Genomic DNA, 15,521 nt, shown 5'->3' with positions numbered 1-15,521 from the left:
ACCCCGTAGGGCCTTACGGCCCAGCAGTGGAGGGTCGCCGGTCACACGGGCTTTACGCGGTGACGAGGTCGCGCCGGGTGAACGCCAGGCCCCCGGCGAGAGCGGCGGCGAGGCCGATGGCGACCAGCACGGCGTTGGTCGACCAGTCGGGCGCGACGTCGGGCGCCAGGGCCAGGTGGTGCAGCAGCGACAGGTCGAGCACCCAGGACGGCGCGTCGACCATCGCACCGATCATCTCGTCGAGGAAGGAGAAGGCCACGAGGCCGTAGGCCACCGCAGCGGTCGCGCGGGGCAGCACGCCGAGGGTCAGCACCCCGCCCCCGATGACGACGAGCGCGATCGGCACCGCGTTGAGCCCGGCGGCGACCAGGTCGGCGACCGCCACGCGCGCGTCGCTCGTGACCGAGGCGATGAGCGCGACCCCGGTGGCCAGGCCGAGGGCGACGAGCCCGGCGGCGGCGACCGCGACCCGGCCGGCGAGCCAGCGTCGGCGCGACACCGGCTGGACGAGCACGACGTCGACGAGGCCCGCGCTCTCGGCCTCGCGGATCCCGCTCACCCAGGCCGCGGCGGCCAGCGCGATCGCCGAGCTCATGGTGAGCATGCCGAGGCCGAGGAAGGCCCGCGTCCCGGCGCCCGGCGCGCCGAGCCGGTCGAGCAGGCCGTTCATCGCGTGCGAGCGCAGGGTGGCGTCGGCGACCGAGCCGGACACCAGGCCGAACACCGCGGTGAACGCTGCGATGCCCACCACCCAGCCGAGGATCTGCGGCAGGGCCTGGCGCGCGGCGAAGCGGCCCGGGCCACCGAGCAGGCGGGTCGCGCCGGTCGCGCGGTCCGACCGCGCCCACGCGGCCGCGCCGAGGTCACGGCGCCCGGCCACCCCGGCGGCGGCCACGCCTGCGGCGATCGCCAGGGCGTAGGCGGCCAGCAGCGGCGCGAGGTGGCTGCCGGTCATCGGCCGGGCGGCGTCGACCCAACCCAGCGGCGTGAAGCGGGCGAGCCAATCGCGTCCGGTGGCGAGCGCGACGAGCCGCACGACGTATGCGACCCCGAACGCGAGGGCGCCGTACTGCGCGGCCACGCGGCGTGTGGGGACGAACTGGGCGAGCAGCAGCGTGATGGCGAGGAAGACCGCGGCCGGGGCCACGAGGGTGGCCGCCAGGAAGACGCACGAGCCGACCCGCAGCCCGGTGGCCGGTACGCCCAGCAGGGCACCGGCCAGCGTGGCGAGCCCGAGCGCGACGAGCGCGAGCCCGCCGGCGGCGACCCCGGCCGCGGCGGCCCGTCGTCGCGTGGTGGCCGAGGCGAGCAGCACCTCCCACCGCCCGGCCTCCTCCTCGCCGCGCATCAACCGGGCGCCGGCGAGCACGCCCCAGATGCCGCCGACGATGGTGAGCAGGCCGAGGGCGCGCCACGCGGTGAAGCCACCGACGTCGGCCAGCGAGCGCACCGGACCGAAGATCGCGGCGAGCCCGACGTTGCCGCCGAGCGACAGCTGCAGCGCCTGACGGTCGGCGACGTGCGGGTACGCCGACAGGTAGGACACGCCGCTGCTCAGCACCACCAGCCCGAACGCGACGCCCCAGGGCACGGCGCTGCGGACGGCCCGTCGGCCGAGATGGCGCAGCAGGACCGTCTCAGCCGGCATCGCGGCCCGCCGGCATCGACGCCGCGCGGTCGTCGGCCGCCCCGTAGTGCGCGAGGAACAGCTCTTCCAGCGACGGCTCGCGGCTGATGAGGCGGGTGACGTGGTGCGCCGCCAGCACCTCCAGCAGCGGCTCCACCGGGCCGCGCACCTGGCAGCTGACGTTCGCTCCGTCGACCCGTAGGTGCTCGACGAACGGCACGGCGCCGAGGTCGGGCGGCATCCCCACGAAGGACACCTCGACCTGCAGGGCGTCGAGGTGGCGCAACTCGCCGAGCGAGCCGAGATCGACCAGGCGCCCGGCCCGCAGGATCGCGACGCGGTCGCACAGCGCCTCGACCTCGCCCAGGATGTGCGACGACAGCAGCACCGTCTGGCCCCGCTCGCGCGCGGTGCGGATGCAGGTGCGGAAGGTCTGCTCCATCAGCGGGTCGAGCCCGCTCGTCGGCTCGTCGAGCACCAGCAGGTCGGCCCGGGTCATGAGCGCGGACACCAGCGCGAGCTTCTGCCGGTTGCCCTTCGAGTAGGCGCGCACCCGCTTCCCGGGGTCGAGGTCGAACATCTCGATCAGCTCGTCGCGGTACCGCTCGTCGACCGTGCCGTGCAGCCGGCCGAGCAGGTGCAGGGTCTGCCGTCCGGACAGCGCCGGCCAGAAGCTCGTCTCCCCCGGCACGTAACTGACCCGCCGGTGGATGCGGGCGGCGTCGCGTTGCGCGTCGAGGCCGAACACCTCGACGTGGCCGGCCGTCGGCCGCAGCAGGCCGAGCAGCAGGCGCAGGAACGTCGTCTTGCCCGCGCCGTTCGGGCCCAGGCACCCGAGCACCTCGCCCTCGACCACGTCGAGATCGAGATCGACGAGCGCGTCGACCGTCCCGAAGCGCTTGGCCAGGCCGACGGCCCGGGCGACGGGTGGGGTCGGGTCCAAGGACACCGGGACCACCTCCGGATCGTCGGCCGGCACGGGCGGTTCCGGCGTCCGGGCCAGCAGACCGCGGTGTGCGGCCGATGATCAGGGTCGTTCGGTCCGGGCCTTCCTGTCCAGCGGGGCCCGGGACCCTGTCGGCGACGGTCCACAAGTCCCGGACAGTCGGGGCGTTCGAACCGTGTGCGGGGCAAAGCCGCCAATGAGACTGGACGGGCGAGCAGAAGTGAGGGAGACGTCCGGTGGCCGAGGAGACGACAAGCCAGGACCAGCGCGTCCCCGAACCTCCGCGGCGCCGCTTCGGCAGCCGGCGCGCCCGGCCCGCCGCGTCGTCGCGCGAGGGCTGGCTGCTGCTCGAGTCGAGCGGCTGGTACATCCGCCTGGTCGACATCCTGGACCACCCCACCACCGCCGTCCTCGCGAGCGAGGACGCCGCGTGGGAGTTCTGCCGTCTCGACTGGCAGTCCCGCCGCCCGCACCGCTGGCAGCGCTCCGCCCGGCAGGCGTGGCGGACCGAGGGCCAGGCCCTCGAGTCGAAGCGGCTGCGCCTCGTCGAGCTCACCCGTCAGGTGCGAACCCTCCGTCCGACGCGCAAGTAGGCGTCCCTCCCGGGCCGCAACGCCCCGTCAGCCAGCTGCACCGTCGCGTCGACGCGGTCGTCGTCGAGGCGGCGGTGCGTCGTCATCAGCACCGTGCGCCCCGACGTGGCGTCGAGGACGTCGTCGAGCACCCGCCGCTCGGTCTCGGGGTCGAGGTGCGCGGTCGGCTCGTCGAGCACCAGCACCTCGGGATCGGCGAGCAGCGCGCGGGCGAGCAGCAGCCGCTGGCGCTGACCGCCGGACAGGGTGGCGCCGTCCGGGCCGGCCGGGGTCGACCAGCCGTCGGGCAGCGAGACGATCAGCTCCCCCAGCCCGACCCGCTCGGCCAGCGCGTCGAGATCCTCGTCGGACGCCTCGGGCTTGACCACCCGCAGGTTGTCGCGCAGGGTCGCGTCGAAGACGTGATCACCCTGCAGCGAGCCGGCGACGACCGGCGGCACGGCGGCCGCGGGCAGGTCGCCGAGCTCGGCCGCGACGCCCGCGCCGGTGAGCGCGAGCGAGCCGTCCGAGACCGGCAGCAGACGCAGCGCCGCGGCCAGCAGCGTGCTCTTGCCGCAGCCGCTCGGACCCATCACCGCGAGCCGGGTGCCCGGCCGCAGGTCGAGCGCGGCGTGCCGGAGCACCGGCGGGGCACCGGGGGCGGGGGCGAGTTCGAGGTCGGCAGCCGTCAGCCCGAGCGGGCCCGGCGGCACGGTGGCAGGGGTGGCCGGTTCGGGCACGCCCGCACCCTCGGCGGTCACCTCGGCCACGCGGCGCAGCCCGGCCCGGCACCGGCTCCAGGCCACGAGGGCCGACGGCAGCGTCGCGACGGCCTCGAAGGCGGTGAGCACGCAGACCGCGAGGACCCCGACCTCGACGCCGGACAGCCGGCCCTCGACCACGGCCCGGGCAGCGGCCGCGAGCACGAGCGACAGCGTGACGGCCGCGGTGGCGCCACTGCCGAGCACTCCCCCCGCGGCGACGAGGGCGGGCCGCCGCGCGTGCCGCGCGACCTCGCCGTCGGCCGCGGCGATCTCGGCGATGCCGCGGCCGGCCGCGCCGTAGGCGTGCACCTCGTCGAGCGCATCGACGAGCGCGCTGCTGTGCCGGTCGCGCCGCCCGGCGGCGGCCACGAGCGCGGTCGCCGAGCCGGCCCCGCGGAACGCGGCCAGGGGCACGACAGCACCACCGACGACGAGTCCGGCGGCGAGCACGACGCCCGCCGCGGGCTCGAGGGCGGCGGCCAGCGTCACTGCGCCGAGCGAGCAGGCGAGCGCACCGAACATCGGCACCACCGCGCGCACGAGGCCTTCCTGGGCCCCGTCGACGTCACCGACGAAGCGGCGCAGCAGGTCGCCGCGGCCGTAGCCACCGAGGACGGTGGGTGACAGCGGGCGCAGGGCGGCGAACACCCGCACCCGCAGGTTGGTCAGCAGTTGCAGGGCACCATCGTGGGTGACGAGCCGCTCGACGTAGCGCAGGGCGGCCCGGCCGATCGCGAAGGTGCGCACCCCGACGACGGCCACGGCGAGTGCCTGCACGTTCGGGTGCTGCGCCGCCCGGCTGATGAGCCACATGGACGACGCGGTGAGCCCGAGCCCGGTGAGCGCGGCGAGGGCGGACAGCGCGGCGGCGCGGATCAGGCGGCGGGCCGCACCGGACTCGCGGGCGAGGTCGCGCAGCCGGTACGGCGTGACGGATCGGACCGGTACCGAGACGATCGTCGCCTCGGCGGGCGCGACCGCCTCGGGCGCGGTGGATTCGGGGACGGGGACGGGCTCCTGGGCCTCGATCGCGACGACCCGGCCGCCGGCCATGCGCACGCGCTGGTCGGCCACGGCGGCGAGCCGCTCGCTGTGGGTGGCGACGACGACGGTCGCCCAGCCGGCGAAGGACGAGATGACCGAGGCGACGACCTGCTCGGTGGCCCGGTCGAGGTCCTCGCTCGGCTCGTCGAGCAGCACCACCGGTAGCCCGCCGCGGGCCCGCACGGCCCACGCCCGCACCAGGGCCCGGGCGAGCGCGATGCGGCGGCGCTGGCCGGCCGACACCGACGTGCCGTCCTCGCCGAGCCGGGTGCCCGGTGCGGGGGCCTGACAGGCGGCGCACGCCGCGGCGACGACTGCGGCGTCGGCCGTCGGGTCGCCGAGGCGGATCTCGTCGGCGACCGTCGGCCGGCTGGGGCGCGGGCGCTGCGGCAGCCAGGCCACGCCGGCCCGCCAGGCGTCCGGGTCGAGGTCGCGCAGCGCGAGGTCGCCCGCAGCCGTGCCGACCAGCACCGCCCCGCCGGTCGGCGCGACCGTGCCCAGCAGGGTCGCGAGGACAGTGCTCTTGCCGGCGCCGCTCGGTCCGGTGAGGGCCACGACCCGGCCCGGCTCGACGGCCAGGTCGACGCCGGCGAGCGCCGGCTCGGTCCGCCCCTCGTACACGACGCTGACGAACTGCAGCTCGAAGCGACCGGACGGCCGGACCGGCTCGGTGGCGGCACGGGAGCGGGCCGCTGACGCCTCGTCGCCGGCCTCGTCGACGATGTCCAGCGCGGCCGCGATCGCGGCGCCGCCCTCCTGGCTCGCGTGGTGCTGGGCGCCGACCGCGCGCAGCGGGGCGAACAGTTCCGGCGCCAGCAGCAGCACGAGCAGCGCGGTGGCGAAGGCGGCGCTGCCGCTGTCGAGGCGCAGGCCGATGTCGACGGCGACGACCGCCACCGACAGCGCGGCGATGAGGTCGAGGGCCAGGCCGGAGAGGAACGCGATGCGCAGCGACGCCATCGTCTGCGTGCGGTACGCCTCGGTGACCGAGCGCAGCGTGCGCTCCTGCGCCTCGGCCTGGCCGTACACGCGCAGCGTCGTCAGCCCGCGGACGAGGTCGAGGAACTGGCCCGACAGTCGGCTCAGCACCCGGTACTGCCGCTCGACGAGCCGCTTCGTGGTCACCCCGATGAGCGCCATGAACAGCGGCACGAGCGGGATCAGCGCCAGCAGGGCGAGCCCGCTCGTCCAGTCCGTCCAGGTGATGGTGGCGAGCACGATCGGCGGCACGACGCACGCCCCGACGAGAGCGGGCAGCGCGCGGGTCACGTAGCCGTCGAGGGCATCGAGTCCGGGGCCGGTCGCGTTGACCAGCCGCCCGGCCGGTTGGCGGGCGGCCCAGCGCGGGCCGAGGTGCACGACCGCCTCGAGGGTGGTGCGACGCAGGTCGGCCCGCACCCGCACCGAGGCGCGGGCGGCGAGGAACTCCTGCAGCGCCGCGGTCGCGGCGCGCCCCACGCCGACCCCGACGAGCGCGACCAGCCGGCCGAGCACCCCGCCGGCGCCGGTGTGCCCGCCGAAGACGGTGACGACGACGTCGGCGAGCAGCGCCGCCTGCGCGACCGTCAGGGCGGCGGCGACGACCTGCACCGTGCCGAGCGTGACGACCAGGCGGCGCACCGCCGGCACGTGCTTCAGCAGACGTGGATCGAGCGGCCTACTCACCGCTCTGCGGACCCACGCTCTGCGACGGCGCCTCGACCGGCTGGGACGGCGCGGCGTGCTTCGGCGCGGCCGGCGGCGGCACGAGCTGTTCGGCGGCGCGGCGCACCTTGTCGGCCACGTGCGCCGAACCCGGCTGCGGGTGCACCGGCACGCCGATGCGGGCGCGGAACACCCAGTACGTCCAGGCCTGGTAGGCGAGCACGATCGGGGTGAACAGCAACGCCACCACCGTCATCACCTCGAGGGTGTACGTGCTCGAACTCGCCTGGTGCACGGTCAGCGAGAACGCCGAGTTGTTGCGGGCCGGCATGACATCGGGCCACAGGCAGGCGAACGCCCACACCGGCACGAGCGCTGTCGTCACCGCGCTGGCCGCGAAGGCCAGACCGGGACGACCGGCCAGCATCATCCGGACGGCCGCGAGCAGGGCGACCACGATCACGCCGGCGACGACGAAGCTGACCCAGCCGCCGCGCACCTGCGTCGTCCAGATCAGGAAGGCGGCGCCGCACACGACGGCGGCGACCGCGATCGGCCGGGCGAGCCGGTTCGCCGTCGCGCCGACCGGGCCCTCGACCCGCAGCGCGACGAACAACGCCCCGTGCAGCAGGAACAGCGACAGCGTCGTCAGCCCGCCGAGCAGGGCGTAGGGCGACAGCAGGTCGAAGAAGCTGCCGGTGACCACGTGCGCCTTGTTCATCTCGACGCCGCGGATCAGGTTCGCGAACGCGACGCCGAACAGCAGCGCCGGCACGAACGAGCCGCCGACCACGGCGGCGTCGCACCAGCGGCGCCCCTGCGCCGTCGCGGCCTTGCCGCGGTACTCGATGCCGATGCCGCGCAGGATCAGGCCGGTGAGCACCAGCGCGAGCGCGAGGTAGAGGCCGCTGAACATGCTCGCGTACCACTCGGGGAACGCGGCGAACGTAGCGCCGCCGGCGGTGAGCAGCCACACCTCGTTGCCGTCCCACACCGGGCCGATCGAGCGCAGCGCCTGCTCGCGGTCCTGCTCCCGCTTGCCGAGGAACGGCAGCAGGATGCCGACACCGAAGTCGAAGCCCTCGAGGACGAAGAAGCCGGCCCACAGGACGGCGATCACGCCGAACCAGAATCCAGTCAACATGTCTCTACCCCTCAGACCAGGTTCAGGACGGGCTCGTCGGTGCGCTCGGTCGGCGGCGCCGCCGGCGAGTCCGGCCCGGCCGTCGCGAAGCGGTGCACCAGGCGGAAGCAGATGACGCCGAGCACCCCGTACAGCACGGTGAAGAGCACCAGCGTGGTCAGCGTGAATCCGGTGCCGACGTTGGTGCTGACGCCGTCCTTCGTTCGCAGCAGGCCGTAGACGAGCCAGGGTTGCCGCGCGGTCTCGGTGAAGATCCAGCCGAAGGCGTTGGCCGCGAGCGGGAGGGCGACCGTCCAGGTGGCGACCCGCAGCAGCTTCTGGCTCTGCAGCAGCCGGTCGCGGCGCCACTGGATCGCCAGGAAGATCGCGATCAACGCGGCGAGCACGCCGAAGCCGATCATCAGCCGGAACATCCAGTAGGCCATCCAGACCACCGGCACGTAGCTGCCCTTGCCGTACTTCGCGGTCTCGGCCTTCTGGATGTCGTTGATGCCCTCGACCTTGCCGTCGAGGCTGTTGGTGGCGAGCAGTGACAGCCCGCCCGGGATCGAGATGTCGATCTTGTTTCGGCCTTGCTCGACGTTGGCGTAGGCGAGCAGCGAGAACGACGCGTTCGTCTTCGTGTCCCACAGCGCCTCGGCCGCGGCCATCTTCATCGGCTGCTGCTTCGTCATGATCTGGCCCTGCACGTGGCCGACGAGCGAGACGCCGACGGCGGCGACGATCAGCACGCCGATGCCGAGCTTGGCGACGCCGCGGTGCACCGGGTCGGCCGCCTCGCGGTCCTTGCGCAGGTGGTGAGCGCTCACCGTGACGAGCAGTGCCGACGCGGTCATGAAGGCGGCCAGGATCGTGTGCGGGAACGTCACCAGTTGGGTCGAGTTGGTGAGCACCTTCCAGATCGAGGTGAGCTCGACCCGGTTCTTCGCCGCGTTGTAGGTCAGCCCGACCGGGTGCTGCATGAAGCTGTTGGCGGCCAGGATGAAGTACGCGCTGATCGTGGTGCCCGCCGCGGCGAGCCAGATGGTCGCGAGGTGGACCTTCGGGCTGAGGATGCCGCGGCCGAAGATCCACAGGCCGAGGAAGGTCGACTCGAGGAAGAACGCGATCAGCGCCTCCATCGCCAGCGGCGCCCCGAAGATGTCGCCGACGAAGCGCGAGTACGCCGACCAGTTCATGCCGAACTGGAACTCCTGCACGATGCCGGTCACGACGCCGAGCGCGAACAGGACGAGCATGATGCGGCCCCAGAAGCGGGCCGAGCGGTCCCAGACCTCCTCGCCGGCGGTGCCGCGGCGTCGGTAGGCCTTGGTCTGCATGACGGCGACGAGCGCGGTGAGGCCGATGGAGATCGGCACGATCAGGAAGTGGTAGACGGTGGTGGTGGCGAACTGCCACCGGGCCAGGGTCGTGGGGTCCACGGGTCACCTCTCGGCACAGGGGGTCACAGGGACGTCGTCTCGTCCCTGATCACCCTGTCGTGCCACGCGGACCGCTTTCAGGGCCGTCGCACCCGTCCGGCACGGGACCTTCGGTCAACTGTGCCGGGCCGGGCCCGGGACTTCCGGCACCATCGCGATCGGGCAGTCCCCGGGTCGGACCGCGCCGCGCGAGCGGAGCGAGGTCACGGCCTCGGCGCCGGCCACGAGCAGGCTGCTGCCGGCCCGCAACCGGGCCGGCCACTCGGCGTCGAGTTCGAGCCGGGCGGACATCGCGACGTCGGGCAGCGCCGCGCGCCAGTCGGCGAGCTGGGTGTCGAGCTCCTCCTGCTGGTGGGCGAGCCAGGTCGGGCCCGGGTCGCTCCCGTCGTGCAGCGACTCCCACGTGCGCGAGACCTGCAGGCCGACGTGGTGGCGGCGGGCCGCGGCGACGGCGAAGAGCAGTACGGGGGCGGACAGCCCGGAGCCGTCGACGAGCACCGAGACCGGCCGCTCGTCCGGGCCGGCGCGGTAGGTCGACGGCACGCACACGACCGGGCAGCGGGACTGGTCCTGCACCGGCCAGGTGAGGTGCTGCTCGCCGCTCGGGGCACCGGCGTCGTCGCCGATGACGAGCAGGTCGACGACGTCGGCGAGCTCGATCAGCACGTCCGGCGCCAGGCCGGCGATCGCCGAGCCGGCGACCCGCATCCGGTCGTCGGTGACGTGCGCGCGCTGGACGGCCTGCCCGACGATGCGCTTGGCCGCCAGGTACCGCGCGTCCCGGGCCCGCGACACCGGCTCCCAGGCGCAGCCCTCGAGGCGCAGGGGCACGTAGGCGTGGACGATGTGCAGGGCGTCGACGGTCGGCGCGGCGTCGCCCAGGGCCCAGGCGATCGTCGCGTCGTCGTGCTCGTGGTCGCGAACACCGATGCCGATCAGGCGGGGCGCCGGCGGGCGCTCGTCGACGGCCGGGGCGGCGGCCGGACGGAGGACATGCAGCGTGGTCATGGTGTTCCTCCGTCTCGACGGAGCGGCCTCGGAACGGGCAGGTGCCGACAACTCGACCCTGTCCCGCCCCCCTGGCCCACCCCAGGGGCGAAGGTCACTCCAGGGTCGGGACGACGGGCACCGGTCCCCCGGCCGGGCGCGGGACGCTCGACCCTGGGCCGGGACCGCGGTGAGGACGACCCTAAAGGGGCAAACGACACCGCGAGGAGACGATCATGGAACTGCAGGGTGAGGTCCTCTTCGGACTCAGTGACGCGACCGAGAGCTGGACCGCGCTGGACTGGGCCGCCGACGAGGCGCGGGCCCGGAACCGGCCGCTGCACATCGTGCGGGCCTACCACTGGAGCGCCGGGGCGGTGCCCTGGGAGCTGGCCGACGACCGCGCGATCGCGCTCGACCTGCGCGGCGTGGCCGAGACCCGCCTGCGGCACGCGATCGCGCACGTCGAGGAGACGTTTCCCGAGGTCACGGTGCGGGCGACCGTCGTCGAGGGCATCCCGTGGGACGTCCTCGTCGAGAAGTCGGTGCACGCCGACGTCACCGTCGTCGGCTCGCGCCGGCTGTCGGCGATCGGCGCGGCCGTGATGGGCTCGGTCAGCACCGTGGTCGCCGCCCGCGCGGCCGGCCCGGTGGTCGTCGTCGAGGGTCCGCCCGGGGACAAGGCCGAGCTGGCCCGCGTCGTCGTCGGGGTCGACGGATCGAGCGCCTCCGACGACGTCCTCGCCTTCGCCTTCGACCACGCGAGCCGGCACGGCGTGCCGCTCAAGGCGGTCTTCTGCTGGCGTCCCGATCTCGCCGCCGTGATGTCGTGGCGGCCCGAGCAGCCCGCCCCCGAGCGGGCCGAGCGCTGGCTGGCCGAGGCGGTCGCCGGGTGGCAGAACAAGTACCCCGACGTCGCGGTGCAGCGCGCGGTCGTCCGCGAGCACGCGATCGCCGGCCTGGTGCTCGAGTCGGCCGCGCAGGATCTGCTGGTCGTCGGCGGCAACGCCCGGCACGCGCGTGTCGCGTCGCTGCTCGGCTCGGTGAGCCAGGGCGTGCTGCACCACGCCACCTGCCCGGTGGCCGTCGTGCATCCGCGTGCCGAGGTGTGAGCGGCGCGGTCTGATCAGGTCAGCTGCGCGACCTGCGCGGCCAGCGATCGGCCCCACTCGGTCGCGTGCCCGACCTCGCCGTCGACCAGCGTGTTCTGCTTGGTGACGAGGAACTGCACGGGCGGCGCGGCGAGCTCGAACCCGAGACGCCGCACCCGGCGCGCGATGCGCCGCGCGGCCGACCCGCTCAGCCCGGCCGGCGCGGCGAAGTGCGTGTCGAACACCGCCACGCGGGTCGCGACGCAGCGCATGCGGTCGAGCCATTCGCGCACCCCGGGGCCGTCGGCGCCCGGCTCGGCGACGAGCGCGCTGCCCGGCTTGGCCGCGGCCTCGACCGCGCCGCGCCGGGTCGAGGGCCGGCTCATCCCCCACGCGTGCGTAGGGCCGCCGATCACGAGCAGGTCGAGCGCCCGCAATTCCTCGACCGCGGCCCCGCTCAGCGCGTCCCTGACCGGGACGACGCTCACCGGCATCGACGGCGCCAACCCGGCCGCCACCGCCTCGGCGATCGCCCTGGTGTTGCCGTACATGGATTCGTAGACGACGGCTGCTCGCATGCCCGCCAGCCGATCACGGCGCCGGGGACGACAGAAGGGTCCAACGGGGCGGGTCGGGCAGGTCGTTCGACCGGCGCTGTCCGCCCGTCGCCTCTGGCCGCGGTCGACCGGCCGCGCCACGGTGGAAGTGAGGTGGGAACACCGGCGAGGAGATGTGGTGAGTGCGATGACGACGAACCGTCCCTACCCGGCCCGGCTGTCGGGCCGACTGGATCCGTCCCTGAGCAGGGGTCTGTGGCTCGTGAAATGGCTCCTGGCGATCCCGCACTTCGTGATCCTGCTGTTCCTCTGGATCGCCGTCTTCGTGCTGACGATCGTCGCCGGCTTCGCGATCCTGTTCACCGGCCGCTACCCGCGCGGCATCTTCGACTTCAACGTCGGGGTGATGCGCTGGTCGTGGCGGGTGTCGTTCTACGCGATCGACGCCTTCGGCACCGACCGCTACCCGCCGTTCAGCCTCAAGCCCGACCCGACCTACCCGGCCGACTTCACCGTCGATTACCCCGAGCACCTCTCGCGCGGGCTCGTGCTGGTGAAGTGGTGGCTGCTGGCGCTGCCGCACTACCTGATCGTCGCGGTGTTCACCGGCGGCATGGGCGTCGGCTGGGCCAACGACTCGTGGGAGGCGGGCGGCTTCGGCCTGATCGCGCTGCTCGTGCTCGTCGCCGCGGTCACGCTGCTGTTCACCGGCTCCTACCCGCGCCCGCTGTTCGACTTCGCGATGGGGTTGAACCGGTGGACCTACCGGGTGATGGCGTACACCGCGTTGATGACCGACGAGTACCCGCCGTTCCGGCTCGACAACGGCGGCACCGACCCCGGCGACCCGGCGCGGCTCAGCCCGCCGATGCCCCGGCCGATGCCACGGCCCGTAACCCGGTGAGCAGCCGATCGAGCTCGGCCGTCGCGTCGGCGAGCAGCCGGCGCGGATCGCGGACCAGACGGTCGTCGGTCATCAGCCCGAGGCGCACCTCGCCGTCGTAGCTGATGATCGACACCCCGAGCCCGATGCGGCCCGACTCGGGAGGCCATCCCATCGTGCCGCGCACGCGGCGTCCGGCCAGGAAGACCGGACGCTGCGGGCCCGGCACGTTCGTCATGACCGCGCTCGCCTTGGCCGCGAACAGTTCGACGAAGACCTGCTGCGCCTGGTACGGCGTGTGCCCGGTGATGTCGAGGATGGCGAACGACACCACCGGCTCGGTCGAGGTCTTGAGCTGCTCGGTGCGCTTGTGCATCTCGGCCAGCCGCGCGAGCGAGCCGTCGACCGAGACCGGCAGCTGCAGGAACAGCAACCCGAAGTCGTTGCCCAGCTCGACCGGCAACGGCTCGTCGAGGGGGCGCAGGTTGATCGGGATGACGGCCCGGACGTCCGGGGCCTGCCCGTCGTGGCGGGCGAGGTGCGTGCGCAGGGCGCCGCTGACCGCGGTGAGCAACAGGTCGTTGACGGTCGCCTCGCCGGCGTGCGCCGCGGCCGAGATGTCGCGCAGGGCGTAGGGCTCGCTCCACACCACGCTCTTGCGCTCGCCCAGCTCGCCGCGCAGGCAGCTACGGGTGTCGGGCGGCATCATCACCAGCCGCCCGACCTCGCGGGTGATCGCGACGACGTCACGCACGTGGCCCGGCAGCCGGGTCGGGTGGCGCAGCTGGTCGATCATGCCGCCGGCCAGGTGCTCCAGACCGTCGACGACGCGGGTACCGGCGGCCTCGTGCGGCGCCGCGACGGCGACCGACGCCGACTCCTGCGGATCGTCGGTGAGCGACAGCATGACCTGGGCGAGGGCGACGCCGTCGGCCACGCAGTGGTGGATGCGCGACAGCACCGCGCTGCCGTTGCCGCGGTAACCGTCGATCAGGTGGATCTCCCACAGCGGCAGGTCGCGCGCCAGCGGCTCGCCCGCCCGGTCGCTGACGTAACGCTCGAGCTCGGCCTGGCCGCCCGGCTCGGGCAGCCGGGCGTAGCGCAGGTGCCGCTCGAGATCGCACGGCTCGTCGTCCTCCCACCACACCCCGCCGGCGCTGTCGACGACGCGCTGCGAGAACCGCGGGAACCGGTCGATCAGCCGCGCCTGGAGCAGGGCGCGCACCGCGACCCAGTCCAGCGGCTCGTCGAACCACATCACCGAGTTGACGATCATGCGGTTCGTGCGCCGGTCCATGTGCAGCCAGGCCGCATCGCCTGCCGCCATCCGGTGTCGGGTCATGACGGGCTTCCTTCGGTCGTGTCGGCGGCCTTGACCAGCGCGGCCAGGCCGGCCTCGATGCCGGCACTCAGCACATCCCCGTCGGGCACGGACTCGCGGTCGCAGGTGATGCCGAAGAAGAGCCGGTCGTCGTAGGAGGTGAGGGCCACGCCGACGCGGATCCGGTCCGCGATCGGCACGTAGGGGTAGAGCGCGAGCATCCGGCGCCCGAGCAGGTGCACCGGGCGCGGCGGCCCGGGCACGTTGGTGACGACGGTCGTGAGCACGCGCTGCGGCACCGCGAACGCCGCCCGCAGCGCCGGGGCGACGGCCCCGGCCGGCAGCAGGCCGGCCAGCTCGGTCGCGAGCACGCCGGCGTCGGCCTCGTGGTGCTGCTTGAGCTCGCGCATCCGGGCGACCACCGCCCCGTGCGCGGCGACCGGGTCACCGAAGTCGACCGGCAGGTCGAGCAGGATGGCCGAGACCTTGTTGGCCAGGTCGTGCTCCTCGTGCGGCGCCCGCACCGAGACCGGCACCAGGGTGCGGACGGTGTGCGCGCCCGGCTCCTCGCCGCGGCTGAGCAGCAACTCGCGGAAGCCATGGGTGACGATCGCCAGCGCGACGTCGTTGAGCGAGCCCCCGAACGCCCGACGCACGATCGCGATGTCGTCCCGGTCGACCACGGCGGTGCGGTAACGCCGCGACCCGCCGATCGGTCCGGCGAGCGAGGACGACGAGAACGGCCGCAGCGCCCGCGCGTACCCGAGCGAGCCGCGCACCCCGGCCCCGGCCGCGCGCACCGCCGTCGCGGGGTGCCGTCCGGCGGCCACGACGTCCCGCGCGGCCTGACGGCCGGAGGCGAGCCCGGCCGCGACCGCGCCGGCGAGCAGCCGCGGGCGACCGGGTGGGCGCTGCGGCGGCGCCGGCCGGCCCAGCGGGTGCTGCGGGCCGGCGCCCGGCATCGGGTCGAGCACGTGCGTGAACAGGTCCATGCCGGCGAGACCGTCGGCCAGGCTGTGGTGCACCTTCGTGACCAGCGCCCACCGCTCGTCGCTGAGCCCGTCGACGAGCCAGGCCTCCCACAGCGGGCGGTTGCGGTCGAGCGGGGTCGACATCAACCGCCCGATCAGGGTCTCGAGTTCAACCGCGCCACCGGGGCGGGGCAGGCCGGTGCTGCGCAGGTGGTACTCGAGGTCGAAGTCGGGGGCGTCGACCCACACCGGCCAGCCGAGGCCGAACGGCACGGTGCGCATGCGCTGCCGGTAGCGCGGCATCGTCGCTATCCGGTTGGTGTAGCGGCCGGCGACCTCGGCGTAGGACGGCATCGGGCCCTCGAAGACCGACACCGCCGCGATGTGCAGCGACGCGTGCTCGTTCTCGAGCGTCCAGAACGCCGCATCGAGCGGGGTCATCCGATCCATCGGTCTCTCCTGCGGGTGCGCGCGCCGGCGGGGTCCGGCCTGCTTCCGAGTCCACGCCGCCGGGCCGTTCGCGCACAGGGTCCAAGTTCCTCGCCCGGG

At 74.3% G+C, this 15,521-nt stretch carries 12 protein-coding genes; 3 read left to right on the top strand and 9 right to left on the bottom strand.

Annotated features, from left to right (window positions below; all coding sequences use genetic code 11):
• Positions 1-52: 52 nt before the first annotated feature.
• Positions 53-1,648 carry an ABC transporter permease subunit gene (locus VGN18_RS06225; protein WP_327538789.1) on the bottom strand — a complete coding sequence of 532 codons (1,596 nt, stop codon included), beginning with the start codon at positions 1,646-1,648 and terminating at the stop codon, positions 53-55.
• The gene (locus tag VGN18_RS06220) at positions 1,638-2,576 is read right to left on the bottom strand and encodes an ABC transporter ATP-binding protein (RefSeq protein ID WP_327538788.1); all 939 of its coding nucleotides are present in this window, start codon (positions 2,574-2,576) and stop codon (positions 1,638-1,640) included. Before VGN18_RS06220 ends, VGN18_RS06225 begins: the two co-directional genes overlap by 11 nt.
• A 233-nt stretch (positions 2,577-2,809) precedes the next feature.
• Here VGN18_RS06220 and VGN18_RS06215 point away from each other — a divergent pair, with 233 nt between their 5' ends.
• The gene (locus VGN18_RS06215; RefSeq protein WP_327538787.1) at positions 2,810-3,166 is read left to right on the top strand and encodes a hypothetical protein; all 357 of its coding nucleotides are present in this window, start codon (positions 2,810-2,812) and stop codon (positions 3,164-3,166) included.
• Here the strand turns inward: VGN18_RS06215 and cydD are convergent.
• The 4 genes from cydD to VGN18_RS06195 all read right to left on the bottom strand — a co-directional run bounded on the left by cydD (position 3,133) and on the right by VGN18_RS06195 (position 10,170).
• On the bottom strand, positions 3,133-6,618 hold the full coding sequence (gene cydD, locus VGN18_RS06210; RefSeq protein WP_327538786.1) for a thiol reductant ABC exporter subunit CydD: 3,486 nt from the start codon (positions 6,616-6,618) through the stop codon (positions 3,133-3,135). The two genes, VGN18_RS06215 and cydD, sit on opposite strands and share 34 nt — an antisense overlap.
• The gene (cydB, locus tag VGN18_RS06205; RefSeq protein WP_327538785.1) at positions 6,611-7,741 is read right to left on the bottom strand and encodes a cytochrome d ubiquinol oxidase subunit II; all 1,131 of its coding nucleotides are present in this window, start codon (positions 7,739-7,741) and stop codon (positions 6,611-6,613) included. The genes cydD and cydB overlap by 8 nt, the downstream gene beginning before the upstream one ends.
• A gap of 11 nt (positions 7,742-7,752) precedes the next feature.
• The gene (locus VGN18_RS06200; protein ID WP_327538784.1) at positions 7,753-9,162 is read right to left on the bottom strand and encodes a cytochrome ubiquinol oxidase subunit I; all 1,410 of its coding nucleotides are present in this window, start codon (positions 9,160-9,162) and stop codon (positions 7,753-7,755) included.
• A 114-nt stretch (positions 9,163-9,276) separates the two neighbouring features.
• Positions 9,277-10,170: a hypothetical protein gene (locus VGN18_RS06195; protein ID WP_327538783.1), complete on the bottom strand. Its 894-nt coding sequence runs from the start codon at positions 10,168-10,170 to the stop codon at positions 9,277-9,279.
• Between the two features lie 215 nt (positions 10,171-10,385).
• Here VGN18_RS06195 and VGN18_RS06190 point away from each other — a divergent pair, with 215 nt between their 5' ends.
• Positions 10,386-11,261 carry a universal stress protein gene (locus VGN18_RS06190; protein WP_327538782.1) on the top strand — a complete coding sequence of 292 codons (876 nt, stop codon included), beginning with the start codon at positions 10,386-10,388 and terminating at the stop codon, positions 11,259-11,261.
• 14 nt (positions 11,262-11,275) lie between these two features.
• Here VGN18_RS06190 and VGN18_RS06185 read toward each other — a convergent pair whose 3' ends face one another.
• Complete coding sequence (locus VGN18_RS06185) at positions 11,276-11,818, bottom strand: flavodoxin family protein (protein WP_327538781.1); 543 nt, start codon at positions 11,816-11,818, stop codon at positions 11,276-11,278.
• 166 nt (positions 11,819-11,984) lie between these two features.
• Between VGN18_RS06185 and VGN18_RS06180 the strand changes: the two genes are divergently transcribed.
• Positions 11,985-12,701, top strand: a complete 717-nt coding sequence (locus VGN18_RS06180; RefSeq protein WP_327539062.1) for a DUF4389 domain-containing protein — start codon at positions 11,985-11,987, stop codon at positions 12,699-12,701.
• Here the strand turns inward: VGN18_RS06180 and VGN18_RS06175 are convergent.
• Together VGN18_RS06175 and VGN18_RS06170 are read right to left on the bottom strand one after the other, a co-directional pair.
• Positions 12,655-14,022, bottom strand: a complete 1,368-nt coding sequence (locus tag VGN18_RS06175) for a wax ester/triacylglycerol synthase family O-acyltransferase (protein ID WP_327538780.1) — start codon at positions 14,020-14,022, stop codon at positions 12,655-12,657. The two genes, VGN18_RS06180 and VGN18_RS06175, sit on opposite strands and share 47 nt — an antisense overlap.
• Positions 14,019-15,422 carry a wax ester/triacylglycerol synthase family O-acyltransferase gene (locus tag VGN18_RS06170; protein WP_327538779.1) on the bottom strand — a complete coding sequence of 468 codons (1,404 nt, stop codon included), beginning with the start codon at positions 15,420-15,422 and terminating at the stop codon, positions 14,019-14,021. The genes VGN18_RS06175 and VGN18_RS06170 overlap by 4 nt, the downstream gene beginning before the upstream one ends.
• Positions 15,423-15,521 lie beyond the last annotated feature (99 nt).

The sequence above is a fragment of the Jatrophihabitans sp. genome, from assembly GCF_036000465.1.
GTDB lineage: Bacteria > Actinomycetota > Actinomycetes > Mycobacteriales > Jatrophihabitantaceae > Jatrophihabitans.
Note: the sequence above shows the minus strand (reverse complement) of the source record. Positions and strands in the feature narration are given on the sequence as shown.